Source organism: Acidaminococcus hominis (assembly GCF_022484025.1).
Lineage (GTDB): Bacteria > Bacillota > Negativicutes > Acidaminococcales > Acidaminococcaceae > Acidaminococcus > Acidaminococcus hominis.
In genome coordinates this window covers 1,560,356-1,585,044 of sequence record NZ_JAKVMG010000001.1, presented here as the reverse complement: position 1 = coordinate 1,585,044, position 24,689 = coordinate 1,560,356, and the positions used below count along the sequence as shown (strand labels likewise).

Here is a 24,689-nt window from a genome sequence, read left to right as displayed (position 1 = left end):
ATGATGATGGATAAACAACGGATGACCCGGCAAATTGTCTTGGCCCTGTGCCTGGGGGTGGCAGCAGGAGGCGCGCAGCTGGGGATTGCCCAGGCCGCTGCTGCAGAAACGGAGGACTTGGAAGCCTATGATTTGGGCGAAACAGTGGTAACCGCTACCAAGACAAAACTGGCTGAGAAAAAAGTGCCTATGTCTACGCAGGTCATTACGCAAAAAGAAATCAAGGAAACAGGTGCCTATAATGTCCGGGACGTGCTGAAAACCCTGGCCGGCCTCAATGTAATGGAAGCCGGCATGACCGGCAACATGGTGTCCATCCGGGGGATGGGAACTTCTTCCACCCTGATTCTGGTGGATGGCCGGCGGATGTCCGGGGAGGACTCCGGCAGCACCATGAACGTGTACGAACTGAACCGGGTCAACCTCCAGGACGTGGAGCGTATCGAAGTGATCCGGGGCTCCGGCTCCGGCCTGTACGGCAGTGATGCTATGGGCGGGGTTATCAATATCATCACCAAGAAGAACCAGAAGGAAGGCGGTTACGCCGGCACCCAGCTGGGCTCCCGGGAAAGTTCCGTCTACGGAGGCTATTCCACCGGGGATGTGGGCAAGCTGAACCTGAATTTCAACTACAACCTGACGGAAATCCGTAAGCAGGACGAAAACGGTGATACCAATATGTACGGGCCCAAACGGTACTTCAATTTCCAGGGCAATTACCGGTTCAACGACCACAGCGGCCTGGACTTTGGGGCTTCCTTCCTGAAAGAACAATACCGCTCCCTGACCCTGGGCACCACCTCCGCCAGCGATATGACGGAATGGTACGACAACAACCGGGCGGATTACCATGTGAAGTATTACGGCTTCGACAAGAAGAACGATTACGAAATCCAAACCTACTACAACCGGCTGGGGAAGGAATCCCGGAAACGGACCAGCAGCTCCTGGCAGGACTTTGACCACGCCAAGTATGAAACCTTTGTGGTAGAAGGGAAAAATACCTACCGGCCCAACACCCAGCATACCCTGACCTACGGGGCGGAGTACCGGAAACAAAAGGCTGGGGGCACCCGCCTGGGGGCAGGGGCCAGCAATCCCTATACGGAAACGTACCTGGGCATGAGCAAGACCTATTCTTCTGCCAGCGTGGAATCCTACGCCGCCTATTTGCAGGATGAATGGCAGCTGTCGGATAAGCTGTTCTTTGTGCCCAGTATCCGCTTTGACCATCACGAAAGCTTTGGCGGGGAATGGTCGCCCCGGGCCGGCCTGACCTACAATCTGAGCCAAAATGCCCGCATCAAGACCAACTACGGCTTTGGCTACCGGGCTCCCAGCATTTTCGAACTGTACTCCCATATGGACCGGAATATGGGCCGGATGCAGGTACAGGTTTGGGGCAACAGCGAACTGGAAGCCGAGAAATCCCGGACCTTCGATATTGACCTGGAAGCCGAGAAGGGCAAGAGCACGGGCAAACTCACTTATTTCCACAACAAGATCAGCAATATGATCGACAGCGAGTTCCTGGGCCGCTTTGGCCGGGCAGTCCGGTACCGTTACGTGAACATCAACAAGGCGGTGATGGACGGCGTAGAAGGGGAATACGGCTATCGTTTCGACAAGCATTGGGACGCCAAGCTGAACTTTACCTACCTGGACGCCAAAGACGGCAACACCAACGCCCGGCTTACCGGCCACGCCCGGATGAACGGACTGGTGGAGTTAAACTGGACCGACGCCAAACCCAATCCCTGGACTGCTTCCCTGTACAATATGTGGTATAAGGACTACCTGGATGGGGAAGGCAAGAACTATACCTACAGTACCACTAACTTTGTGGTGACCAAGGACCTGAACAAGAACACCCATATTTATGCCGGGGTGGACAACCTGTTCAACAAGACCTTCTCCTACGAGGATGCGTTCTCCATTTACGGGCGCACCTGGAGAGCAGGCGTGGAATTCAAATTCTAAGGAGGCTATTGATGAAAAGCATCGTTTTATATTCTTCTCGGACCGGAAATACCAAAATGGTGGCAGAGGCCATTGCCTCTGCCCTGCCCAAGGGCACACCCTGCCTGGATATCCAGAAATTGCAGGAGCCCTTGGACGCCTACGACTGCGTGTTCATGGGCTACTGGGTGGATAAGGGAACGGCGGACGCTGCCTCCCAAAAGGTCCTGGCCCAGCTGCACAACCCCCATGTGGCCCTGTTTGCCACCCTGGGCGCCAATCCCAAAGGGGAGCACGCAATGAAATGCCTGGAAAACGGCGCCGCCCTGCTGCCTCCAGGCCAAAAACCGGAAGCCTGCTTCATCTGCCAGGGAAAAGTGGATCCCAAGCTCATTGAAGCCATGTACCAGCGCTTTCCGCCGGAAAGCCTCCACGGCAGAAATCCTGCCAGCGAGGCCCGGCATAAGGCTGCCTCCACCCATCCGGACGCCACGGATCTGAGAGATGCAGCGGCTTTTGCCCGGGAGGTGCTGCTGTCCATCCAGGCGGGGAACTAAGGAGGAATTATGGACCTGAAAAGTTATTTTAATCAGTTGACAACCAAGGAGCGGGAACTGCAATTTGGCCGTAAGGCCGCAGACCCTCTGCGGCACGCCTTTGACGTGAAACGGGTGGTGCATGCCGGCATGAACGGGGAAATGGTGCCGCCGCCCCTGGCCCAAAAGACCTGGCAGGACCTGATGCACCAGAAAGTCCAGGGACATCCCACCCAAATGGCCTATTTCCATATTCCTTTCTGCAAAACCAAATGCCTGTACTGCGGCTTTTTTCAGAACGGAACGGACCAGGCGGCAGAAGATGCCTATATCAAACGTCTGATTCGGGAAATCGAAATGGATGCTGCCCTGCCCAGACTCAGCGGGGCGCCCATTCAGGCCGTGTTCATTGGGGGCGGTACGCCCACCTCCCTGTCTCCGGAAAATGCTGGCCGGCTGCTGTCCACCATCCAGAACTGCCTGCCCCTGGCCAACGATTATGAGCTGACCCTGGAAGGGCGGATCCACGACCTGGTGCCGGAAAAAATGGACGTGTGGTTTAAAAACGGGGTGAACCGGATGTCCCTGGGGGTCCAGTCCTTCAATACGGAGGTGCGCCGGGCCGTGGGCCGGCTGGACGACCGGGAGGAAGTGCTGCGCCGGCTGCAAACCCTGTCCTCCTATAACCAGTGCTCGGTGGTCATCGACCTGATGTACGGCCTGCCCCTGCAAACCCAGGAGGTCTGGCAGGACGACGTGAAGACCCTGGTGGACTCCGGCATTGACGGGGCGGACCTGTACCAGCTGGACGTATTTGAACAAAGCGACCTCCATGTGTACATCCAAAAGGGCAAGCTGCCTCCGGCGGCTACCACCCAGGAGCAGTCTGCCATGTTCTCCTTTGGCAAGAACTATCTGGAAGCCCAGGGCTACAAGCGGCTGAGCTACTGCCACTGGGCAAGAAACAACCGGGAACGGAGCCTGTACAATACCCAGGCCCGCTGCGGAACCCACCTGTTCCCCTTTGGCTGCGGGGCAGGGGGCCATGTGGACGGCCTTTCCACCATGCTGGAGCGCCGGCTGCCGGCCTACCAGGCCGCCATTGACCAAGGGAGAAAACCTCTGATGTTCCTGATGCGCCAGTCCCCCTATGCCCCTTTGGCAGAAGTGATTATGGGGCAGATGAACCAGAGCCGGCTGGACCTGCAAAAGCTGATCCGTATGGAACCCCGGCTGAAAGGGTTGGAATTTTTGGGCTCCCTGTGGGAGGAATATGGCCTGTGGCAGGATAACGGCTATCTGTACCAACTGACGGAAGCAGGGCAGTTCTGGCAGGTGAATATGACCCAGACCCTGCTGGAGAGTGTGGAGCATCTCCTGGGTGGTTCCAGCCAAATTCACCAGAAAAAAGTGGCCGCCCAGGGCTGATTTTCCGCCCCCTGAAAAATCTTAAAAAAAGTTTTAAAAAGTTGTTGACAGAAACCCCCATCTCTTATATAATACTTTTTGCAACGCACTAGCGATGCAAATTCCCCGATAGCTCAATGGTAGAGCACTCGACTGTTAATCGAGTTGTTGTAAGTTCGAGTCTTACTCGGGGAGCCAATGGCCGGATGGTCAAGCGGTTAAGACACCGCCCTTTCACGGCGGTATCGGGGGTTCGATTCCCCCTCCGGTCACCATTTTCCCGGGCGATTAGCTCAGCTGGGAGAGCGTCTGCCTTACAAGCAGAATGTCGGCAGTTCGATCCTGTCATCGCCCACCATTTTTTTTTGTAAAAACTGCAAAGTGATTGACGACGGGGCGTAGCTCAGTTTGGTAGAGCACCTGCCTTGGGAGCAGGGGGTCGTAGGTTCAAATCCTGTCGCTCCGACCACATTATGTGCGGGTGTAGCTCAATGGTAGAGCACTAGCCTTCCAAGCTAGCTACGTGGGTTCGATTCCCATCACCCGCTCCATTTCTTTTGGCCCCGTAGCTCAGCTGGATAGAGCAACGGCCTTCTAAGCCGTGTGTCGAGTGTTCGAATCACTCCGGGGTCACCATAAGAACTTTATGCGAACTCTTCACCTTGACCGGATTGGCCAGGGTGGGGAGTTCTTTTTTATAGTTGTACTGGATCTCGATGGAGTCGTCGTTGACGATCACGCAGCGGACTAGGGATGACAGGAGGATCTCTTTATAGCGGTCCTCCTGTTTTAACTGCCGGGAAATGGCAAAAAAGAAAAACTCTATCTGCTGCTCCGTCAATTTCCCTCCTCTGTCCATCAGCTGTGCCCGGCTGAGCGCCGCTTTTAGGTCTCTGAGCCGACTTTCGTACTCACGCATATGATTACATAGGGCTTCCGAAAAAGCCCCGTTATCAATGGCTTTTAGGCAGTTGTCCAGCTTCTTGGACAGGTCAGTGACCTGGGCCTTGAGAGACTGGACCTCCAAGGACTCCCGGCGCTCTTTTTGGATGGCGATGGCCTGCCGGGCAATGGCCTTGATGGCATCCGGCTGGCTCAGGATCTTGGTGGTCACCTGGACCACCTGGTCCTCCAGCTTGTCGGTCCGCACGGGCCGGGCAGGGCATCCGGATCCATCGATGTGGTGCTGGCAGTTGTAATAGTAGTAGACGCAGCCTCCTTTACTTGTGCCGCTCTTGCCTACCATGGGGCTCCCGCATTGGCCGCAAAAGACCTTGCCAGTCAGCATGTAATTTTCGGACCGTTTGGCCACGCCCTTGTGGCGCTTGCGGCTCTTGCGGAGCTCCTGGACAGCATAAAAGGTCCTGTCGTCCAGGATGCGGGGGACGACTCCCGTACGGCGGACGTCACGCCAGCTAAAGGTGCCGATGTATCTCTCATTGCTTAGCAGCCTGGTGATGCTGTTGTGGTTAAAGGCACTGCCCGTAGCCGTCCGCTTGCCCTCTGCATTAAGGATGCGGCAGATGGAGGCAGGAGTCCGACCGTCCAGGATCATCTGATAGATCCGACGGACCACCAGGGCGTTGGGCTCATCGATGACCAGGTGGTGGTCATCGTCCAGCTTGTACCCCAGGGGGACGATCCCGCCGGGCCACTTGCCTTCCAGGGCGTTTTCCGTCATGCCCCGGACGACGTTCTCGGCCAGTTCCACGGAGTAGTACTCGGCCATACCCTCGATGACAGACTCCAGCAGGATGCCGGAGGGATCGTCGGCGATGTTTTCCATGGCGGACACCACCTTGACGCCGTATTTTTTGAGCTTATGTTTGTACTTTGCGCTGTCGTACCGATTACGGGCAAAACGGTTTAGCTTGTAGACCAGCACCGTGTCAAAGGTCATACTGGCAGCATCCCGGATCATCGTCAAAAATTCCGGCCGCTGATCGGATCTCCCGGTCATGGCCCGGTCCGCATAGATATGCAGCACCTCCAGCCCGTTGCGCTGGGCGTAGTCCTCACAGACCCGGATCTGGCCCTCGATGGACTCCTCCCGCTGCCGGTCAGAGCTGTACCTGGTGTATATCACACATTTTTGTCCCATAAAAAATAGCCTCCTATAGCATGTGGGAGGCGGAAATGGTATAATAATTGTACATGATCAGCCTCCGCTACGATTGTGTGCATCCCTGCCCGTGTTGCCTCACGGGTGGGGATTTTTTGTTGCCTGTTAGAGCTCAAAACCCCGGAGGTCCCGGGTAAACTTGCGCTCGACGGTGGTATAGGCATCCCGGGCTTCCGACTTTTTACCATCAAAGTCCTGGGCCTCCATGATCTTGAGCTGTCCGTCCTTGACGCTGATCAGCCGGATGGATGCAGTGCCGGTCATAGTGGGGGAGGGACTAAAGACAGTGCCCTGGCGCAGGTTGTTGAGGCTATAGGCCACAAAGAGCACGTAGTCAGCCCCGGCCCGCTGGCCGATTTTGGCGCAGTCATCGTTGTTGATGTCCTTGATCCGGTTGTCCTCACAGTACACCCGGCCCACCTGGTTGGTCTTTTGCCGGTCCATCAGCTCCACGTCCTTGCCCTTAAACATGGCTTTAAATGAGCTGTCAAAGTAGGCTGCAGCCTTTTGGGCGTTGCCCCAGGCCATGGGGGCCCGGATGATCTGCATGACTTTGACCTGACCGGCGGCCATGGCCACCGACTGCAGCAGCATCGTAAAAAGCATGGTAACCAGGATGATGATCTTTTTCATTTCTTGTCTCCTCCAATCGTGACGATGTGTGACGAGTTCTGTCCACCCGTCACCAGCCGTGACGAGCGGTGACGATTGGTCACTCTCCGTCCTTTATATAGATTTCCGGATCCTCGGCGATCCGGTAGGTCTGGCTGGATCCATGGCAGGCTGACTCCACGGAGCACACATCTGCCCCGTCTTTGCCTCCCAGTTCCCCGCCCTTTAGGTGGCGGATCTCATGCCAGGCGGCTGCCTTGCGGTCCGCCTCCGACAGGCTCCGGTTGATGATAATGGTGTAGCTGTCATCGTCGTTTTCGTGGACCAGGGCCGGGACCCGGCGAGGGAGGTCCTGATATGTGATGATAATCATATCACTTACCCTCCTTTGCCTTGAGTCCCTGGATGAGGTTGAGGACGATCTTAATGTCCTCGGGTGACAGGTCCCGGCTGGCATCAAAAAGGATACGGCCGTTTGGATTGTCCATCAGCTCCTGGGCCATGCGGACTGTCTCCGGATCCCGGTAGTAGGGCTCCTGCTCCTGCCACTTCCGTTTCATTTCCTCGGTGCTCTGGTACTCCGACTTTCCCAGCAGCCACATAGGATTCAGTCCTAGCTCTCTGGCTATAGCCTCGATAACCGGCAGCTTGATCTTTGCAAAGGTGCCTTTTTCATATCTCGTTATGGTCGACGCTGCGACACCAATCTTTTCGGCTAGCTCCTTGCCGCTCAAACCCGCCTTGGTGCGGGCCTCTGTGATCCGTTTACCTATCTCCTCATTGCTCATGGCGACCATTTTTCCGACCTCCTTTATGGCAATATTATATCATATATAATTGCGCTGTGCATAATATTTTTAAATTTAATAAAAATATTTTTGCGTAGAGCATTGACTTATTACAGCGTGTGTGCTACCATAATAACCGTAAGGATTGCGCAGAGCAATCAAGAAGGGAGGAGCACTATGATAAACGAGCGGAAAATTAAAGCCCGCATGGTTGAAATGGGCTTGACTCAAAAGGATTTAATGGGCCCGGACTGCTTAGATTGCGCCTTATCTACTGTCAGTCAAAAGTTAAACGGGCGTCGGTCTCTTACTTTACCACAAGCCGAACGGCTTGGCCGGAAACTAGAGCTAAACGACCTGGAATATTTTGACTTTTTTTTTGCAGACAAGATTGCGTAGAGCAATCAGCGGAGGCTGACTATGTATGATCTGATTGATTTTATCAGTCATTACGTCCAGGCACATCAGACAGAGTATGAGGCCTGGTTGAGCACCCACAAGGGAGGAGGCGAGGAACATGAAACAACTGGAGGGGAGAGAGGCCATCATGGAGGACAATTTCCGCCACAACACCAGGCTGTGGCGCATGCGTAGAGGACTATCTCAGAGAGCTGTCAGTGAGCAGCTGGGAGGGCACTCCATGATATTTGACTACGAGCGGTACGCTCTCATCGCCCTGGATCCGGGCCTTAAGCAGAGGTATGCAGACATACTGGGCATCCCGATCCAGGCGCTGTATAAGGATTACGTCGAGATGCCGGTGCATCTGACCGACATCGACCAGGCTATCTGCCGGGACAACCTAGAGGCTATCCGCAAGGCTCACGGCAATAGCATCCCCGACTTTGCCGAGCAGATCGGCGTGTCCAGCGCTGCTTACAACGCATACTGTCACGGCGGTATCATCAGCCTGCATTGCTTTTGGGTCATCGTGGACCATCTGGACATAGATCCCTGGCTGCTGGCCACGGGCAAAACTCATAAGGAGGGATGATAATGACAAGACGTAAAAAGCTGGCTGCCGTTGTTCTGGTGCTGGCGGGCATGACTCTCTTGAGCCATGGCGTGGACGCTGTAGAGCGGGAGCACCGGCCATATGAGACGGTATCCCGGGTGGTACTGCCTGGACAGAGCCTCTGGGACATCTGCAGCAAGCTCAACAGCAGCGAGGACATCCGGACCGTCATCGAACGGGCCCGGGTGGACAACGACGTAGACGATCCCGGAGCGATGCAGCCGGGGAAGGTCCTCATGATTAGATTTAAGAGGTGATAGTGATGGATAGAGGCAAAGAGTTGGCACGGCTGCGTGCCATGGACGCAGAGCAAAAAGCTCGAGTTCTGGGTCACCTGGAAACGGCACTGGCCGCCGCTGATGTCCACGTTTTTTTGAGCTATGAGCCTCATACAGAGACTGTGCATATCAAATTTACACGGTACAGCCCAAAGCCGGAGATCGTGGTCAACGTCCACATGGACAACGCTGCGGCCATGCTCTACGACATCTTTAAGCAGGCCGGACCGGAGCTAGTGGCGGAGGCGTGACCATGGTTAAAACAAGAGGACAGCCTTATATCACATACGAGCAGCTGATATGGATTTGCCGTTTGTGGTTACTAGGCCAATGGTTTGGCTTGCACAGCAAAAATAAAAGCCACCGGCATGTGGGAGCCGGTGGCAGGTAAACCTTTACTCTGGCTAAGAAAGGTTACCTCTATTTTACCACATCGGAGGATAAAAAGCATGAAAATCCAAAACTGTGAACGAATCATGACCGTTGAGCAGATGCAGGACCGGGACGCCTGGCTCAAGATTCGGACGTCCGGCATCGGTGGGAGCGACGCCGGGACCATCATGGGGAGTAACCCATGGAAGAGCCCCTACCAGCTCTGGCTCGAAAAGACCGGCCAGGTGGAGGCGGAGGACATCAGCAACAAAGGCCCCGTCTACTGGGGCACCAAGCTGGAGCCGCTGATCGCCCGGAAATTTACCGAGGAAACCGGGAAAAAGGTGGAGCGCCTGGGGATGCTGCGGCACATCAGCGACCCCTGGATGCTGGCCAACGTCGACCGGATGGTGATGCACGAGGACGCCGGTCTCGAGATCAAGACCACCAACGCCTTTAGAGCCAGCGACTGGGATGGCGACAACCTGCCGGACTCCTACTACTGGCAGTGCCAACATTACATGATGTGTACGGGCACGCCTCTCTGGTACATCGCTGTGTTGATCGGTGGCCAGGCCTTTCGGTGGAAGGAGGTCCCACGGTGCCAGGATGACATCGATGAGCTCTATAAGAGAGAGCGGGCCTTTTGGACCATTAACGTCCAGCAGCATTTGATGCCGGAGATCGATGGCAGCCAGATGACCAAGGACGCCCTGATCGAGAGATACCCGGGCGGGGGCACCGAAATGGTGGATCTCCCCAAGGAGATGGACCTGCTCCTGGCCATGCGGAGCAGCCTCACCGAGGACATCGACGACCGCAAGGTCCGGCTCCAGCAGGTTAACAACCAGATCATGGCCATGATGGAGGACAACGAGGTGGGCATGACTCCGGCCGGGGCCAGGGTAACCTGGAAGCCCCAGGAGGGGAGAACAACCATCGACAGGAAAAAGCTGGCCAAGGACTGGCCGGAGGTCTATGAGGCTTGTAAAAAAGTCGGGAAACCGACCCGTGTATTAAAAATCAAGGAGGCTGATGACAATGGCAACGACTAAGGGAGGCCTGGCTAAGCGCCAGGCGGAAATCAAAAAGGACGAACCGATCCGGAGTATGCAGGGACTGATCACCAGCATGCAGGGGCAGATCAAGGCGGCCCTCCCGTCTATCTTGACACCTGAGAGATTTACCCGTATGGTGCTGACTTCCCTCAGCACCAACAGACAGCTGCAGAAGTGCACCCCACAGAGTTTTCTGGGGGCCATGATGCAGGCGGCCCAGCTGGGTGTAGAGCCAAACACCCCGCTAGGGCAGGCTTATCTGATCCCGTACAACCGCAACACCCAGGATGCCAATGGCAAGTGGGTAAAAATCCTGGAGTGCCAGTTCCAGTTGGGTTATAAAGGCCTGATTGACCTGGCATACAGATCCGGAGCAATCCGGGACATCAGCGCCCACACAGTCTATAGCGGAGACGTATTTGAGTTTGAGTATGGCTTTGATCCCAAGCTGGTACATCGCCCTGCTATGGCTGACCGTGGGGATCCCATCGCTTACTACGCTGTTTACCATACCAAGGATGGTGGTGGCAGCTTTATGGTCATGAGCCTGGAAGACGTCCAGGATCATAAGCGTAAATACAGCAAAGCCGCCGGGAAGGGCGTTAGTCCCTGGCAGACCAATTTTGATGAGATGGCTAAAAAGACGGTGCTCAAGCGCCTGCTCAAGTATGCACCGCTCAAGACCGAGTTTGTTCGGGCTGTCAGCGCCGACGAGACTATCAAGACCAACATCGTACCAGACATGGACGAGGCTCCCAACGAGATGCAGTACGCCGATGGCGATGTCTATGAGACAACCGGCAGCATGGACGACCAGGGAGAGCCGGAACAGGCACCGGCCGATAAAAAGCAGGTCTTTATCGATCCTGATGCGCCGTTCACGGCCGAGGAAATGGGGGATAAATGATCATGGTCAAAAGTAAAAAAGTCATCGAGATTTTTAAGATTGACAGCCCTGTGGGGACGGAGCGAGTCATCATTGACTACCGGGAGACGGGCGAGGGGGTGAGCTCCACCCTCCGCCTGGCATCCAGCGAGCTGCCCCGGCCAGAATTTTACACGGCTATGGCGGCCATGCGGACCGTGTTTTTAAAGCATGCCATGATTAGCCCGGACAAGGTGACCCCATTAAATGCAGAGGACCCCATCCGCCGTCTCTTTCTCACATCGGTCTCTGTCTCCGAGTCCGCCAAAAACGGCAAGGTGCTCAAGATGACGGGCAAGCTCTACTGCCCGGGGCTCAAAGGCTACGCCACCATCGCCCTGCCGCCGATCCCCATGATGGACATGCGGGACGATGCCGACCAGAAGCGGGTGCAGACGCTGCTCTTTGAGGCCGAGGAGTACGTCCAGGGCAACCGTGCCCAGGCGACGCTTTTTGACGATGGCAAGTGATGGATGCGGAGGGGCTTCCCTCCGCACTAAGGTGGTGATGATATGGCCGAGGGGATGAAATGGATTAAGCTGGCCACCAACATCTTCGATCAGGGCAAAATCAAGCTGATCATGCGGATGCCAGCCGGTGACACAATCATAGCCATCTGGCTACAAATCCTCACGCATTGCGGAAAGGAGTGCCAGGACGGTATCCTACGGATCAGCAACGAGGTGCCTTATACCGCTGATATGCTGGCCATGATCTTTGGCCGAGAACCGTCCACTATGAGGTTGGCGCTTGAAACGTTTCAGCAACTCAAGATGATCGAGGTCATCGATGGGGTCTACTGTCTGCCGAACTGGAATAAGTATCAGTCTCCAGATAAATACGAAATAAACCGGGCAAAAGACCGGAAACGGCTCCAAGAGTGGCGCAAGAAGCAAAAAGAAAAGGCGGAATATCCACAAATTACAGCGAGTCCTGAAAATGAAACGTTTCACGAAACGTTTCCGAAACGAAATGAAACGGGGACAGAAATAGAAGAAGAAGTAGATAAAGATAAAGATATATATAGCAGCAGCAGCTGCAGCAGCTCAAAACAACGAAAAGTCAAAGACGGTCATAGTGCGGTCTCTGACTTTTACACCAAAAACATCAGACCCACTCCGTCAGAGTACGAGCTCAACTGTCTCCTTGATCTGGCTGATGAGTACAGCGATGGGTGGACCATCGAGGCCTTAAAGGAGACCATCAAAGGCGGAGGGCGTGGATTGAGATACACGGAAAAGATCCTGGAGAGATGGAAAGTCGAAGGGTACAAGAGCCGACCGGCTGGGAAAAAGCGCGGCGGCCCATCGACCCAGAGTCAGGAGACCATCGACCAGGCCAACGAGATACCGTTTTGAGAGGGACGGGATATGCTATCCCAATATCCTCGAAGTAGAGCTCAGCAACGGCAAGAGAGGGATCTACTCTCTGCAAAAAGTCTCAGATCCTGACGAATGTCCATTTTAAGACGGGAGGCTGATTATGGACCAAGTAAAAAAGAGCGATTACCACGAAATGCTGGACCGGATCCGGCAGAAGGCAGCGGGCCGGAGCAACATCATCCCGATGCCCCAGCCGGAGGACGGCATCCAGTGCGATGAGTGCGGCAGCACTGGATGGGTGGAGGTTGTCGAGAATGGCCACCGGTGTATGACCCACTGCCCCAAGTGCTGGGCCCGCCGAAAGGTGGCCAGGATGCTGAGAGCGACCGGGATCAATCCGGAGGACTACAAGCGGTACAGCCTCCGGAGCTTTGACCGGGGCCGGAGCCCGGAGGCGGCAAAGATGGCCAACCTGGCGCTCCGGTATCTCGATGAGCACACCAAGGGAGGCCCTGGCTTCGGGGTCTTTGGAGCGTCCGGGATAGGCAAGACCCACATCTGCATCGCAGTCTGTCTGGCTTTGACCCAGCACTTCGGGGAGCCGCATCACTACTTTTCTTATCGAGCCGAGATTCCGGACCTGGTCAAGGCGGCCAGGAGCTACAGCCAGGACTACGACGTCGCTATGGACCGGTGGAAAAACGCCGACAACCTGTACGTCGACGATCTCTTTAAATTGTCCGGCCGGGTACAGGATGGCCACCTGGTGGACATCGACCGGGAGGAGCTGAGAGTCGTCTTTGACCTCATCAATGCCCGGTACGTCAACCACAAGACAACGATTTTTTCCGGGGAGTACTCAATCAAAGACATCTCCCAGATCGATATGGCCCTGGGCAGCCGGATCTACCAGATGATCGAGCCTTATGGGCTATACGTGAGTGGCAAAAATCAGAGGATTTGAGGCTAAACAATTAAAGGAGGCAGAAACATGAAAAGCAAGGTTTTGCATTTCCCCTGTGGCGTGGAAGTCGGGATTACGCCCAAGTCTGTAGTGACCGATGAATTTCGGCAGCAGATCCGTGACTCATTCCGGGACTACACCTACGGAACCCGTGAGGACTACCGCTATCAAGACAAGCTGGCATACATCAATTTAATCCGAGAGGAGAATTTCAAAGTTGATGGAGCGCACCTTATCAATGAGTACATCAGTGACCAAATATGGGATCAAGGCGAATTTAGCCTGGACGATTTCAAAGACTTTGAAACCCTTGAAAGCCTCATCAATGAAGGCGTCGGCAGGAGCCTGAAAGACTGGCACCAATGGTCTGGAGACCATCATCTTGATGAACCGGCATGCAGATTTGTGCTGGCGGCTATCGAGGAAGTCATGAACTATCCAGAGACCGATAAACCGAATGAGATAAACGAAGGGGGCAAAGACCATGACTAACACTAAAAAACGTCGGAAACTGCTGTGGGGCATGAGGATGATGATGAGAGACATCAAGCTGATCAACGGGTGGCATGAGCCGCTGCGCAGCTACATGCGGCTGTATCAGCCAAATGGTGGAGAGGGCATCTATCGGATCCATATCAGACGGATCGTCCGGGAGGAGGTGGCAGAATGACGACAATCCTTTTTAACCTGGTATTACTGGCTCTGGCCCTGGATCTCATCATCTGGGGCATTGACCAGGGTTGGTGCCTGGTCAACCGATATAAGACAAGCCAAGAGCTTAAATCTGAGCTCATGACCAAGAGATGGCTTGACCTGTGCAAGGGAAAACAGAACGAGGACGAAGCCCAAAAGCAGCGTGACGATGAAATTCAAAGATGGGGGCAGAAAAAGCCCAAGGTCAACGTGGTCCCACTGTGGCAGCATAAGCATGAAGGAGGCGACAGCGATGGTCATGCGGAACGATGAGCACTATGCAGATCCGACACCCGGGCAGGTAATTGAAGCCATGGAAAAGCCGGAGACGGACCCACTCAAGGCGGAGGACACAGAGCGCATGGACAGATCTTTGGCCATTGCCAAGTCGGCATTTAAGCTGGCGGGATTCGAGGTTGTCGGACGTATCGTCCTGCGCAACGTCCGGACCGGACGGATTTACAGATAGGAGAGTGATCGAGATGGAGACTGCAGGTATCTTTTTTTCTGGGGGCAGTGACCGAGGCGTCCTTTTCGGCGCTCCTGCTCTGTGCTCTTGCCTTGAGCTGAAAATGGGAGGACTGACGGATGGGACGTAAGCGCTTTGTGAGATTTAAGCGGAGCCGGTTTGATAGGCAGCTTATCGACACCTACACCTACGAGCAGATTATCAGCCACGGCAAGCCTGCCATGATGACTACCAGAGGCCGGACTCCCGTAAGCGTCAGGGTAACTGACATCTACTACGGACGCTGCGCCTACTGTGGACGGCTGCTGACCGCCACCAGCTGGCATTGGATGAGAGATGAGTACGGTCAGCTGGTAAAAAAATGTAACAACGAGAGAGCTTGTTACAACCGGAGATCAGAGATCTCCGAGAAAGCATTTAGAAGGGCGGTGAGGGGCAAATGAGCGTCAGAGTAAGCCGGGAAGCAGGAAAATGGAAAGTAGAGATCTGCGTCATGGGCGAGCCCGTAGCCCAAGGCCGTCCAAGGTTTAGCCAGATATGTGGGCATGTCACAGCCCGTGATCCGGAAAAGAGCAAAAGCTACAAGGCACTGGTGCGGTCAGAGGCCCAGCGGATCTACGAGATGGATAAGGCGTTTGCCCCCATTGATGGGCCTTGCTACATGATGCTGACAGTTGGCCGCTCTATCCCAAAGTCCTGGAGCAAAAAAAAGCAGGCCATGGCCATCAAGGGAGAGATCAGACCCACCAGCAAGCCGGATTTGGACAACTACGTCAAAGGCATCCTGGACGCCATCAACACGGTCATCGTCAAGGACGACAGCCGGGTGGTTGGCATCAATGCCATCAAGATATACCAGTCTAATCCTGGCGTGGATATAGTTATCGCCGAGAATTAAAATAGTCCTGACAGGCTGCTACCTTGCCTGCCAGGACTACCGCTTTACTAGCAGACAGGAGGAGATAAGATGCAGCACAATGACTACGTCAACGCAGTCAAGGAGTATCTGGAGAGGTACGACGAGTTTAGTCAATACGTCAAGGCGACTAGGCAGGAGATCCACTACTGTGAGGCCTTGCTTGCCCAGGATGCCGCTCCTGCATCTCCCGTCCTTTCATCTGCAGGTGGTGGGGGCGGTGAGAAGCAGAGCGTTGAGGAGCGGGCCTTTGCGGCCCATGAAAAGCTGAGGGACAGGATCGCAGGCTATGAGCAGGAGCTGGCAGAGATCGAGCCACTGCTCCGTAAGGTTGAGAGCAGCATGGAGGCGCTCAAGTCCTTTAACAGTTTGCAGCACCACATCCTGGAGGCCCGCTACCGCAAGCGACACTCCTGGGATGCTGTGGCCATGGCCTGCAACGTCAGCTACAGCACCTGCAGAGCCCAGGCCCAGGACGGACTGGTGAGCCTGACCCGCATGGTCTTTGGCCCCAAGGCTGTTCCGTTTCAGACATCCATCGTGTTCTTCCACCAGGACTAGCAAATCACTAGCAGTTTTCGAGCAATTCCCTGACAGTTTTCCGCTAATCTCTATCGGTCACGGCGGCTTATACATGCTAAGATGATAGCATCAACAGCAAAGGACAGAGTCATGCATGCGCATGGCTTTTTCTTTTAGTCGGAGGTGGAGACAATGCTCAAACGTACCTGTCCCATCTGTGGACGCATACACAACCAGGGCGAGCAGTGCCCCATGGCCAAACGACGGCATAAGGAGTATGACCGTGATCATCGGGACCGAGCACGGGCTGGCTTCTACCACTCTAAGGAGTGGACAGCCTTGCATGATATGGTCAAGGACAAATTCCATGGCATGGATGCTTATGAGTGGTCCGTCAATCATCGCATCGTCCCTGGCACCATCGTCCACCACATCATCCCGCTGGTCGAGGATCCCGAGGGATGCGCCGACCTGGACAACTTGATCCTGCTCAGTGCCAAGACACATAAGATGGTCCATGATCAGTACAAATCTGGGCACAAGCGGGAGATGCAGACCAAACTTTTTGAGATTGTCCGTAAATTCGAGTGAAAGGAAAACAGATGGGAATTTGTAAACAATGTGGGAAAGAGTTCCCTGACCGGAACCGTGGCCATGACAGCAACAAGTTCTGCTCACGTGTCTGTGCGTTTCAATACCAAAAGGAACATCACATCTATCACGGTATTGAAAACTATCAGAAGAAGCCTAAAGAGAAACCAATCAAGGTGGCACATCTCTATATCTGCAAGTGCTCCAACTGTGGCCGAGAGTTTTTGAGCAAAACACGTAGATCTATATTCTGCTCATACAAGTGCAGATATAAAACAGCTGACAAGACCATAACTGCCAGACTACAGGATGATTTTGAACCGGAGCGAAGATCGTGCACATGGTGTGGCAAGCCATACATGACTACATATAAGTGGCGAAGCTCTTTTTGCTCCAAGAAATGCCAGAACGCTGCCGCCAAGGCAAATAGAAAGAGACGGCTGAAAGGCAAGATCGTGGACGAAAACATCAGCCTACAGAAAGTAGACAAGAGATTTAACCATCGTTGTGCTTTATGCGGAGGAAAAGTTGATTGGAATGATTACACGATAGACAAGGATGGAGACTTTATTGCTGGTCCAAACTATCCGAGCATCGACCACATCGTTCCTCTTTCACAAGGCGGCATGCATGAGTGGAACAATGTTCAACTTGCGCATTTCTATTGCAATTCAATTAAGGGCGCCAGCTTTTTGACTAATTTTGTACGGACAAATGGAAGAAGTCACACCCATCGGGTGGGGTAAAAAATTACGGCTTTTAAAAAGATAGGACCGCGCGATCTCTTTTCTTCCGCAAAAACGCCCCGATCGCCATTTTGATTTTAGGAGGTGAGACCCATGCCGACGCCGAGAAAATCCACAAAGCTGACCCGGAAGCATATGGGCAAGGATGAACGGCTGGACCGGGAGCTGGCAGAGAACCAACACAAGCTCCCACGGGATGGGCTGGACCCTCCCGAGTGGCTGGACCTGGAAGCCCGGAAGGAGTTCACCCGGGTGGTGGAAGAAGCCGCCCGGATAGATCTGCTGGACAACCTGGATCTCTCCGTCCTGGCCGTCTATGCTGACGCTTGGTCCAACTACATCGCTCTCCATGCTCAGATCCAGAAACAGGGCAATGTCATCGAAGTGGTTGGCTCCCAGGGCAATCGGACCCCGAAAGTCAATCCCGCACTGACCGCACAGGAGATGTACGTCAAGCGGATCATGAGCGCATCCGCCAAGCTGGGGCTGGCCACTACGGACCGGCTCAAGCTGATCGTCCCGCAGCAGCCTGAAAAGAAAGAAAATAAATTTTTGAAGCTGTTGAACGCATGACGGACCGGACTACGGAATACGCCAAGTTAGTCGTGAGCGGGAAACGGCTGGCTGGGCGGTCAGAGTATTTATGCTGTAAGCGCCACCTGGACGATATGGAGAAAGGGAAGGATTTCCCCTACATCTTCGACCCGGAGGTGGCCGAGAGGCATATCAACATAGCCAATACCCTCACCATCGGGGAAGGGATGGAGGAAAAGCCTCTGGTCACCCGGGGCTTTCAGAATTTTATCATCGGCAGCATTTTCGGATGGCGGAAGAAGCGGTCCAGGGAACGGAGATACCGGGAGGCCTACGTCCAAATGGGACGGCAGAACGGGAAGTCATTCCTGGCTGGCGAGCTGGTCAACGACTTCGCCACCTTTTCCGGCTACCAGGAGGGCAACATTTACTGCACCGCCACCAAATACGATCAGGCGAAAATCGTCTGGGGAGAAGTGGTCAAGTTTATCAGGGCGGACAAGGACCTCAGCGAACTGTACAAGATTAAGGAGTACAGTTCCACCATCGTCAGCAAAATCAATGGAACCACAATAAAAGCAATCGGCAGAGACACGAAATCTGCAGATGGCTTTCGGTCTATCCTGGCGATCATCGACGAATACCACGCCCACAGTACCGATCAGATGTACAAGCTGATGCTGGACGGCCAGATCAAGGTAGACAGTGCCCTGACTATGGCCATCACCACGGCAGGGTTTAACCTCAATGGCCCGTGCTATCAGCAATACCTATTTTGTAAAAAAATCCTGGACGGGGCCATCAGCAAGGACTCCCTGTTTATCTACATAGCAGAGATGGATCCCCATGATGACCTTTGGAAGCCTGGGAACTGGGCCAAGGCCAACCCGCTGATTTTGTGGAAATCTGACACGGAACTGGACAAGGAAATGATGGCCAGAATGGCCGAGAAAGCCATCGACGCCAGGGAAAAGCAGGGTTCTGACCTTGTGAATTTTCAGACCAAGTCGCTCAATACCTGGGTGACTTACACAGGAGGCTGCCTGATTCCAGCGGACCAATGGAAGGCATGTGAGTCAGATCTGACCATCGCCGACATGGCTGGCCGGGAGTGTTACTTGGGCATCGACCTTTCGAGCGGCGGAGACCTGACATCCATAGCGCTGCTGTTTCCGCTGGAAGATGACCGGGTCTATCTGTGGAGTAAATCCTATATGCCAGAGCTCCGGCTGGCCGAACATGAGCGGACCGACGAAGCCCCATATGGCCAATGGTCCCGAAACGGCCTGATCACACTGACCTCCGGCATGTACGGCATCAAGACCGACTACCATGCCATCATCGAGGACCTGCGTCAGATCATCCAGACCTACCAGATCCATGTGGCGGGGTGTGGGTATGATGCTCACAATGCTGCAGCCTTTCTGGCGGACCTGGAGGGCGTCCTTGACTGTGACCTGACGGAAGTCAAGCAGTCAGCCCGGAGCCTCAACGACTGCGCCAAGGATTTCCAGCTGTCAGTCGAGGCCAACCAGGTGCGGTACGACAAGCACAATAGCCTGTTGACCTGGTCAATCATCAACGCCATCATCTCTGCACCCAACAGCTTCGGGGAGATCAAGGTGGACAAGATGACGCAGACGGACCGCATCGACCCTGTGGACGCCATACTGGATGCCTGGAAAATCTGGTTTGTCATGAAAGACGACGCCAAGGTCAGCGGGGAGGAAGCCCTGGATACCTGGCTTGGAATTACAGAACCGGAGGAAACGAATAAATGGATTTTATCGAAAAGATAAAGAAAAAATTTACCAACAGCTCTGCCGATACGGTCAGTCTGTCTGACATCAACGAGCTGTTTTTTAATGGGGACATGCGGCAGTACGGGACAGATCTCTCCGAGATCACCTACTTTACCTGCCTCAAAGCCCTGTCCGAATCCATCGGCAAGATGCCCATCTACCTTATGGATCAGGACAAGAACCGGGTGCAGTACCATGACGCCATCCGGCTCTTTAGCGCCCGGCCTAACCCGTATCTGACCCCGGTCCAGTTTTTTACGTACCTGGAACGCTGCCGGAACCACTACGGCAACGCTTACGCCTACATCGGCACGGACAGCCAGGGCCGCATCGTTGGCCTGTATCCCCTCAACCCCCAGCAGGTGCAGATCTACGTCAACGACACAGACGTCTTTACCAGCCGGGGCTATTATTACAGCTACATGGACTCCCGGAGCGGCAAGAGCTACCTTTTCCGCCCGGAGGAGGTCGTCCACGTCAAGAGCTGGATCACTACCGATGACGGCCTGGCAGGCAAGAGTGTCCGGGAAATCCTGGCCACCAACATGGCCGGGGCCAAGGCCAGCCAAGCCTTTTTAAACAAATTATACCAGCACGGGCTGACCGCCAACGCTGTGGTCAAGTATGTGGGCGATCTCAATGCCGAGAAGCAAAAATTACTACTGCGCCGCCTGGAGGAACAGGCCAAGGACAACAACCGGCGCATGATCACCCTGCCGGTAGGATTTGACATCCAGACCCTTGATCTCAAGCTGACCGACAGCCAATTTTTTGAACTCAAGCAGTACAATGCGCTCCAGATCGCCGCCGCCTTTGGCATCAAGCCGAATAGCCTAAATGACTACAGCAAGAGCAGCTACGCCAACAGCGCCGCCCAGAACCTGAGCTTTTACGTCGACACCCTGCTCTACAACATCAGCCTATACGAGCAGGAGCTCAACTGTAAGCTGCTGACCCAACAGGAGCTGCAAAAGGGCCTGGGATTTAAATTTAATGTCCAGGTGATCTTGCGGGGCGATCCGAGCCAGCAGGCAGACATCCTGCAAAAATGCGTGGCCTCTGGAATCTATAGCCCCAACGAGGCCAGAAGACTCCTGGATATGCCTCCCGTAAATGGCGGGGATGTACATGTGATCAACGGATCCATGGTTGACGTGAAAGATGTGGGCATCGCCTACAAGCAGGACTCCACACCGAAAGGAGGTGAGGGAGAATGATCGACATCCGAAACAGCGCCGAAGGGGCCGAGATCCACATCAACGGAGACATCATCGACGACATGGACGGGGAATTTGTCAAGGCCTGGGGAATCGAATCTGCCTTTGACTGGCCGGACAACATTCGGAAGCAGTTGGACCAGATCGACACCAACATGCCGCTGACCGTCTACATCAACAGCGACGGCGGCAGCGTCCAGGCAGGTGTGGCCATCGCCAACATGATTGCCAACCACAAAGGGCCGACGACGTCGGTCGTGGAGGGGTGGGCGTGCAGCATCGCCACCGAGATCTTTTTTGCGGCCAAGGAGCGGAAGATCCCGGCCAACAGCTACCTGATGATCCACAAGCCAAGCTGTGTGGTCAGCGGAAACAGCGACGATTTACTCAAGGCGGCGGAGACGCTGGACACCATGCAGGATGGCATTGAGGCCGTCTACCGTAATGCCGCCCGCCAGGGCGTGACGGCCGAACAGATCCATGACATGGTCAACAGCACCACCTGGCTGACCGGGGAGGACTCCGCCAAGTACTTTAAGGTGGACGTCCTGAAGCCCACCCAAGCCGTGGCCAAGTTCGGCAGTGCAAAGAACCTGCTGGACAGCATCCCGGCCGGGCTGTCCCTGGTGGATGCCAAGGAAGCCATGACCCGGAAGCTGGAAGCCTTAAAAAAACGCCAGGAACAGACGAAATTTATCAAGGCTGCCCTGATGGCAGCAGAAGGAGTTTAACCTTATGAAAAAATCTGATGAACTGAGACAGATCGTCGCCAAGCTGCGCAAGGAAGTCATGGACCTGCAGGGCCAGGAAGAAATGGACAAGGCAGCCGCCAAGGCTGTCGAACTGAACAACGCCATGCGTGACCTGAAAACCCAGGAAGCCGTGGAAGTCGCCGACCTGACCAAGGCCATGCAACACCCCTCCGCCCCGGAAGGCGCTCCCATCAAGAGTGAAAACATGGCCAGACTGCGCAACCGTGTATTTAACAAAATGGTGTTCGGCCGGGCCCTGGATGCCCAGGAACGGGAATTTGCAGACGCTGCCGGGACTCCCGGCCTGGTGGAAACCACCCCGGGAAAAGGTGGCTACATCGTCCCGGAAGAACAGATCTCCATCCTCCGGGAATACCGTCGGGCCAACCTGGCACTGCGCAGTTTTTGTGGATACCAGACCGTAACCTCTGACACCGGCAAGCGGCCCACCCTGTCCTCTGAAAAAGGCAAGCTGGTGGCATTTGATGAGCTGAACGAAATCAACCAGGACGATCTGGATTTTGGTCAGATCACTTACAAAATCTCCAGCTACGGCGACATCATCCCCGTGTCCAACGAACTGGCAGCCGACAACAACATCAACCTGATGGAAGTCATCGGCCGCCGCTTTGCCACCAAATCTATCAACACCGAAAACGACAAGATCCTGGCCAAACTGCCCAGCAAAGGCACTGCCATCACCGACTACAAAGGCATCCTCAATGCTCTCAACACCAAGATCGACCCGATGCAGGCCATCTCTGCCATCATCCTTACCAACCAGAGCGGGTTTGATTATCTGGACGAACTGACCGACACCCAGGGCCGCCCTCTGCTGACCCCGTCTCTGGCCGACCCGTCCATGATGACCCTCCGGGGCAAGATCATCGTCCCCGTGTCTGACAGCATCCTGGCCACCCCGACTGCAGGCATCCCGTTTTATGTAGGGGCTATGGCGGAAGCAGTGGCATTTTTTGACCGGCAGCAGGTGGCAATCGAAGCCTCCTCTGATGCTGGTTTTACGAAAAACGCCACCTACATCAGAGCAATCGAGCGCTTTGATGTCGAAGCCGACGATGCCGGTGCCATGGTGCTGTTGAACTACAAAGTCGGCGCATAACGAAAGGAGGGCTCTAAATGACCCTCGACGAAGTCAAGCAGCACCTGCGGGTGGAAGGCTCCGAGGATGATACCCTGATCACCAGCGAGATGGCCGCCGCTGAAAGCTACGTCAAGGATGCTGTCAGCAACTACGACACGCTCTACGCTGGGGATGCCGGATTTAAGGCCAAGGCCGACATGGTCATGCTGGCCATCGTCACCAACCTCTATGAGGACAGGGTTGGGGAGAAAAAGGACCTGGGCTACATCATCCAGTCCATGCTCCACCAGCTCAGCCTATGGGAGGGATGATCATGCTCAATCCTGCAAAGCTCAACAAGAGGGTCAAGCTGCTGCAGCTGACCCGGGGCGAGGACGACGGCTTTGGCGGCACAACCACCTGGACGGTGGCCGCCACCGTATGGTCCGAATTTTTAAAGGCCCGGGTATCCCCCGGCGTCATCGCTGATGACGGGGCTGCTGTCCTGGTCACCCAGGGTATGCGGATCCGGGCACGGTCCGACATAGACAAGGGATGGAGAGTCGAGCATGATGGCCATCAGTACGAGGTCTATGACGTGGATAGATCTGATCCGGAGATTTATGTGCTGACTACCCAGGAGGTGCGGCCATGAGCAAAGGATTTGTGATCCGGATGAAATCCACCGATGCTGTAGAGCTGGCAACCAAAGAGATAGATAGCTACTCCAAGGCAGTCCAGAGCCGCATCCGTGGAGTGATCCGCAAGGGCACCATGGCCATCTATGACTCCGCTGTCCGCATGGCCCCCATGGGCAAGACCGGCAACCTCAAGCGTGGCATCCGTTTCCGGTCCATCAACGACTGGCAGACCGGGGAAGTCGTGTCTACGGCTCCCCACTCCCGGGCTGTAGAGATGGGGACCGGGCCCCGTGTGACCTACCCCAACCCCAAGCTGGGAAAGCGGCACGCCATGAAGATGCCAGACGGCAGGTTTGTAAAGGGCGACATTTATAACGGCAAAATGCCCAAGCATCCGTTTATGCGGCCCGCCTACGTCAAGGAAAAAGACAAGATCGAGGCCGACATGAAGGAGGCGATCGAGCATGATACTGATTAAAGACGTCCCCCTGGTCCCTCTGCAGCAGGCCGTGTTTAAGGTCATCAAGGATGGACAGACCACTCCCGTCTACGGGGATGTAACCGAGGACGCCAAGCTGCCCTATATCACCATCGGCTCCGTGACAATGAAGCCCGAGGCCGTCAAAAACATGGTCCTGTGGACCGCAACCATCAACGTCGACGTGTGGGCCGACACCAACGGCAAGCGGAAGGTCAACGACGTGCTCAATGACGTCTCTGCCCTGCTGTCCTACTACGGCCCCACCCTGGTGGTAGACGGCTACAAGACCGTATCTGCAAGCATCGATGTGATCGAGGCGTTTCCGGAGGCCACCACCGGCTATCACGGGACCCTCACCGCATCGTTTTTACTTAACAAAATCTGAATAGGAGGATAACCTATGACTATTACTGCTGAAGACCTGAAAAATCTCCCGACTCCCACCGCTACGGTGGAAGCCCAGTCCGGGAAGGATACTCTGCTGTATCTGGAAGCGCCTGGCAGCACTACCGACACCCCGAAATGGACTCTGGTAGGCGGCCAGCGTGACTGCACTCTGGACATGAGCTCCGACTCCATCGACGCATCTCATAAGACCAGCGGAGGCTGGCAGACTAAACTGCAGGGCCTCAAGACCTGGAGCATCACCTATACCGGCCTCCAAGTCATGAACGATGACGGGGCGCAGATCATGGAATACGCATTTATGAACGGGAAGCCCGTCCATGCCAAGATCGTATACCCCGACAAGAGCTATCAGCAGGGATGGGCCAGCGTCACTAAATTTAAAAAAGGCCTGGCTTACAAAGATGCAGCTACTATCGACGCCACCCTGGAAGGCCAGGGTGAAATTTCTGAAGTTACCGCCGGAGCATAAGGAGTAAAT

Annotated in this window: 34 protein-coding genes and 6 tRNA genes; 36 read left to right on the top strand and 4 right to left on the bottom strand. The window is 54.9% G+C overall.

Features of this window, described 5'->3' with window-relative positions; translation table 11 throughout:
* Positions 1–6: 6 nt before the first annotated feature.
* From LKE88_RS07030 to LKE88_RS06990, 9 genes are all read left to right on the top strand, one after another.
* Positions 7–1,980, top strand: coding sequence for a TonB-dependent receptor plug domain-containing protein (locus LKE88_RS07030; protein ID WP_234997682.1), 1,974 nt, complete (start codon positions 7–9; stop codon positions 1,978–1,980).
* Positions 1,981–1,991: 11 nt separating this feature from the next.
* A complete protein-coding gene (locus LKE88_RS07025) occupies positions 1,992–2,516 on the top strand; it encodes a flavodoxin family protein (protein ID WP_105326223.1) in 525 nt (174 codons plus the stop codon).
* Positions 2,517–2,525: 9 nt separating this feature from the next.
* Positions 2,526–3,923 carry a heme anaerobic degradation radical SAM methyltransferase ChuW/HutW gene (gene hutW, locus LKE88_RS07020; protein WP_105326222.1) on the top strand — a complete coding sequence of 466 codons (1,398 nt, stop codon included), beginning with the start codon at positions 2,526–2,528 and terminating at the stop codon, positions 3,921–3,923.
* A gap of 102 nt (positions 3,924–4,025) precedes the next feature.
* Positions 4,026–4,100 (top strand) — tRNA-Asn (locus LKE88_RS07015).
* A 2-nt stretch (positions 4,101–4,102) separates the two neighbouring features.
* Positions 4,103–4,177 (top strand) — tRNA-Glu (locus LKE88_RS07010).
* Positions 4,178–4,184: 7 nt separating this feature from the next.
* A tRNA-Val gene (locus LKE88_RS07005) sits at positions 4,185–4,260 on the top strand.
* A gap of 34 nt (positions 4,261–4,294) precedes the next feature.
* Positions 4,295–4,371, top strand: a tRNA-Pro gene (locus LKE88_RS07000).
* Positions 4,372–4,379: 8 nt separating this feature from the next.
* Positions 4,380–4,453 (top strand) — tRNA-Gly (locus LKE88_RS06995).
* Between the two features lie 8 nt (positions 4,454–4,461).
* A tRNA-Arg gene (locus LKE88_RS06990) sits at positions 4,462–4,538 on the top strand.
* Here LKE88_RS06990 and LKE88_RS06985 read toward each other — a convergent pair.
* From LKE88_RS06985 to LKE88_RS06970, 4 genes are all read right to left on the bottom strand, one after another.
* On the bottom strand, positions 4,522–6,003 hold the full coding sequence (locus LKE88_RS06985; protein ID WP_276803174.1) for a recombinase family protein: 1,482 nt from the start codon (positions 6,001–6,003) through the stop codon (positions 4,522–4,524). The two genes, LKE88_RS06990 and LKE88_RS06985, sit on opposite strands and share 17 nt — an antisense overlap.
* Before the next feature lie 126 nt (positions 6,004–6,129).
* Positions 6,130–6,657 carry a hypothetical protein gene (locus tag LKE88_RS06980; RefSeq protein WP_276803172.1) on the bottom strand — a complete coding sequence of 176 codons (528 nt, stop codon included), beginning with the start codon at positions 6,655–6,657 and terminating at the stop codon, positions 6,130–6,132.
* A gap of 79 nt (positions 6,658–6,736) precedes the next feature.
* Positions 6,737–7,009, bottom strand: coding sequence for a hypothetical protein (locus tag LKE88_RS06975; RefSeq protein WP_276803170.1), 273 nt, complete (start codon positions 7,007–7,009; stop codon positions 6,737–6,739).
* 1 nt (position 7,010) lies between these two features.
* Positions 7,011–7,433 (bottom strand): helix-turn-helix domain-containing protein, encoded by a 423-nt coding sequence (locus LKE88_RS06970; RefSeq protein ID WP_276803168.1) that lies wholly within the window; start codon positions 7,431–7,433, stop codon positions 7,011–7,013.
* A gap of 168 nt (positions 7,434–7,601) precedes the next feature.
* On the opposite strand from LKE88_RS06970, the gene LKE88_RS06965 reads away from it, so the two are divergent.
* The 27 genes from LKE88_RS06965 (at position 7,602) to LKE88_RS06835 (ending at position 24,680) form a co-directional block, all read left to right on the top strand.
* The gene (locus LKE88_RS06965; RefSeq protein ID WP_276803166.1) at positions 7,602–7,823 is read left to right on the top strand and encodes a helix-turn-helix domain-containing protein; all 222 of its coding nucleotides are present in this window, start codon (positions 7,602–7,604) and stop codon (positions 7,821–7,823) included.
* A gap of 241 nt (positions 7,824–8,064) precedes the next feature.
* Positions 8,065–8,418: a helix-turn-helix domain-containing protein gene (locus LKE88_RS06960; protein ID WP_276803164.1), complete on the top strand. Its 354-nt coding sequence runs from the start codon at positions 8,065–8,067 to the stop codon at positions 8,416–8,418.
* 2 nt (positions 8,419–8,420) lie between these two features.
* On the top strand, positions 8,421–8,696 hold the full coding sequence (locus LKE88_RS06955; RefSeq protein ID WP_276803163.1) for a LysM domain-containing protein: 276 nt from the start codon (positions 8,421–8,423) through the stop codon (positions 8,694–8,696).
* A gap of 5 nt (positions 8,697–8,701) precedes the next feature.
* Positions 8,702–8,968, top strand: a complete 267-nt coding sequence (locus tag LKE88_RS06950) for a hypothetical protein (RefSeq protein ID WP_276803161.1) — start codon at positions 8,702–8,704, stop codon at positions 8,966–8,968.
* Between the two features lie 198 nt (positions 8,969–9,166).
* Positions 9,167–10,144 (top strand): YqaJ viral recombinase family nuclease, encoded by a 978-nt coding sequence (locus LKE88_RS06945; protein WP_276803160.1) that lies wholly within the window; start codon positions 9,167–9,169, stop codon positions 10,142–10,144.
* Positions 10,131–11,054 (top strand): phage-derived integrase/recombinase RecT, encoded by a 924-nt coding sequence (gene recT / locus LKE88_RS06940; RefSeq protein WP_276803158.1) that lies wholly within the window; start codon positions 10,131–10,133, stop codon positions 11,052–11,054. The genes LKE88_RS06945 and recT overlap by 14 nt, the downstream gene beginning before the upstream one ends.
* Entirely contained in the window at positions 11,051–11,542 is a 492-nt protein-coding gene (locus LKE88_RS06935) for a hypothetical protein (protein WP_276803157.1), read from the top strand. Before recT ends, LKE88_RS06935 begins: the two co-directional genes overlap by 4 nt.
* A gap of 42 nt (positions 11,543–11,584) precedes the next feature.
* Positions 11,585–12,430 carry a putative phage replisome organizer gene (locus tag LKE88_RS06930; protein WP_276803156.1) on the top strand — a complete coding sequence of 282 codons (846 nt, stop codon included), beginning with the start codon at positions 11,585–11,587 and terminating at the stop codon, positions 12,428–12,430.
* A 124-nt stretch (positions 12,431–12,554) separates the two neighbouring features.
* On the top strand, positions 12,555–13,358 hold the full coding sequence (locus LKE88_RS06925) for a DnaA ATPase domain-containing protein (RefSeq protein ID WP_276803154.1): 804 nt from the start codon (positions 12,555–12,557) through the stop codon (positions 13,356–13,358).
* Between the two features lie 27 nt (positions 13,359–13,385).
* On the top strand, positions 13,386–13,850 hold the full coding sequence (locus LKE88_RS06920; RefSeq protein ID WP_276803152.1) for a hypothetical protein: 465 nt from the start codon (positions 13,386–13,388) through the stop codon (positions 13,848–13,850).
* Positions 13,843–14,028: a hypothetical protein gene (locus LKE88_RS06915; RefSeq protein WP_276803151.1), complete on the top strand. Its 186-nt coding sequence runs from the start codon at positions 13,843–13,845 to the stop codon at positions 14,026–14,028. Before LKE88_RS06920 ends, LKE88_RS06915 begins: the two co-directional genes overlap by 8 nt.
* The gene (locus LKE88_RS06910) at positions 14,025–14,324 is read left to right on the top strand and encodes a hypothetical protein (RefSeq protein WP_276803149.1); all 300 of its coding nucleotides are present in this window, start codon (positions 14,025–14,027) and stop codon (positions 14,322–14,324) included. Before LKE88_RS06915 ends, LKE88_RS06910 begins: the two co-directional genes overlap by 4 nt.
* Positions 14,325–14,657: 333 nt before the next feature.
* Positions 14,658–14,963 carry a hypothetical protein gene (locus LKE88_RS06905; protein WP_276803147.1) on the top strand — a complete coding sequence of 102 codons (306 nt, stop codon included), beginning with the start codon at positions 14,658–14,660 and terminating at the stop codon, positions 14,961–14,963.
* Positions 14,960–15,418, top strand: a complete 459-nt coding sequence (locus LKE88_RS06900; RefSeq protein ID WP_276803146.1) for a RusA family crossover junction endodeoxyribonuclease — start codon at positions 14,960–14,962, stop codon at positions 15,416–15,418. The genes LKE88_RS06905 and LKE88_RS06900 overlap by 4 nt, the downstream gene beginning before the upstream one ends.
* A gap of 69 nt (positions 15,419–15,487) precedes the next feature.
* Positions 15,488–15,997 carry a hypothetical protein gene (locus LKE88_RS06895; RefSeq protein WP_276803145.1) on the top strand — a complete coding sequence of 170 codons (510 nt, stop codon included), beginning with the start codon at positions 15,488–15,490 and terminating at the stop codon, positions 15,995–15,997.
* Positions 15,998–16,306: 309 nt separating this feature from the next.
* Entirely contained in the window at positions 16,307–16,549 is a 243-nt protein-coding gene (locus LKE88_RS06890; RefSeq protein ID WP_276803912.1) for an HNH endonuclease, read from the top strand.
* 455 nt (positions 16,550–17,004) lie between these two features.
* Entirely contained in the window at positions 17,005–17,295 is a 291-nt protein-coding gene (locus LKE88_RS06885) for an HNH endonuclease (RefSeq protein ID WP_276803144.1), read from the top strand.
* Between the two features lie 93 nt (positions 17,296–17,388).
* On the top strand, positions 17,389–17,868 hold the full coding sequence (locus LKE88_RS06880; protein ID WP_276803142.1) for a phage terminase small subunit P27 family: 480 nt from the start codon (positions 17,389–17,391) through the stop codon (positions 17,866–17,868).
* Positions 17,869–17,963: 95 nt separating this feature from the next.
* Positions 17,964–19,628, top strand: a complete 1,665-nt coding sequence (locus LKE88_RS06875; RefSeq protein WP_276803140.1) for a terminase large subunit — start codon at positions 17,964–17,966, stop codon at positions 19,626–19,628.
* Entirely contained in the window at positions 19,607–20,848 is a 1,242-nt protein-coding gene (locus LKE88_RS06870; RefSeq protein ID WP_276803138.1) for a phage portal protein, read from the top strand. The genes LKE88_RS06875 and LKE88_RS06870 overlap by 22 nt, the downstream gene beginning before the upstream one ends.
* A complete protein-coding gene (locus LKE88_RS06865) occupies positions 20,845–21,579 on the top strand; it encodes a head maturation protease, ClpP-related (RefSeq protein ID WP_276803137.1) in 735 nt (244 codons plus the stop codon). Before LKE88_RS06870 ends, LKE88_RS06865 begins: the two co-directional genes overlap by 4 nt.
* Before the next feature lie 4 nt (positions 21,580–21,583).
* Positions 21,584–22,720: a phage major capsid protein gene (locus LKE88_RS06860; RefSeq protein WP_276803136.1), complete on the top strand. Its 1,137-nt coding sequence runs from the start codon at positions 21,584–21,586 to the stop codon at positions 22,718–22,720.
* A 17-nt stretch (positions 22,721–22,737) separates the two neighbouring features.
* The gene (locus LKE88_RS06855) at positions 22,738–23,013 is read left to right on the top strand and encodes a head-tail connector protein (RefSeq protein WP_276803135.1); all 276 of its coding nucleotides are present in this window, start codon (positions 22,738–22,740) and stop codon (positions 23,011–23,013) included.
* Between the two features lie 2 nt (positions 23,014–23,015).
* Complete coding sequence (locus LKE88_RS06850) at positions 23,016–23,336, top strand: phage head closure protein (RefSeq protein WP_276803134.1); 321 nt, start codon at positions 23,016–23,018, stop codon at positions 23,334–23,336.
* Positions 23,333–23,800, top strand: a complete 468-nt coding sequence (locus tag LKE88_RS06845; protein WP_276803133.1) for an HK97-gp10 family putative phage morphogenesis protein — start codon at positions 23,333–23,335, stop codon at positions 23,798–23,800. The genes LKE88_RS06850 and LKE88_RS06845 overlap by 4 nt, the downstream gene beginning before the upstream one ends.
* Positions 23,787–24,188, top strand: a complete 402-nt coding sequence (locus LKE88_RS06840; RefSeq protein WP_276803131.1) for a DUF3168 domain-containing protein — start codon at positions 23,787–23,789, stop codon at positions 24,186–24,188. Before LKE88_RS06845 ends, LKE88_RS06840 begins: the two co-directional genes overlap by 14 nt.
* 15 nt (positions 24,189–24,203) lie before the next feature.
* Complete coding sequence (locus LKE88_RS06835) at positions 24,204–24,680, top strand: phage tail tube protein (RefSeq protein ID WP_276803130.1); 477 nt, start codon at positions 24,204–24,206, stop codon at positions 24,678–24,680.
* Positions 24,681–24,689: the final 9 nt, after the last annotated feature.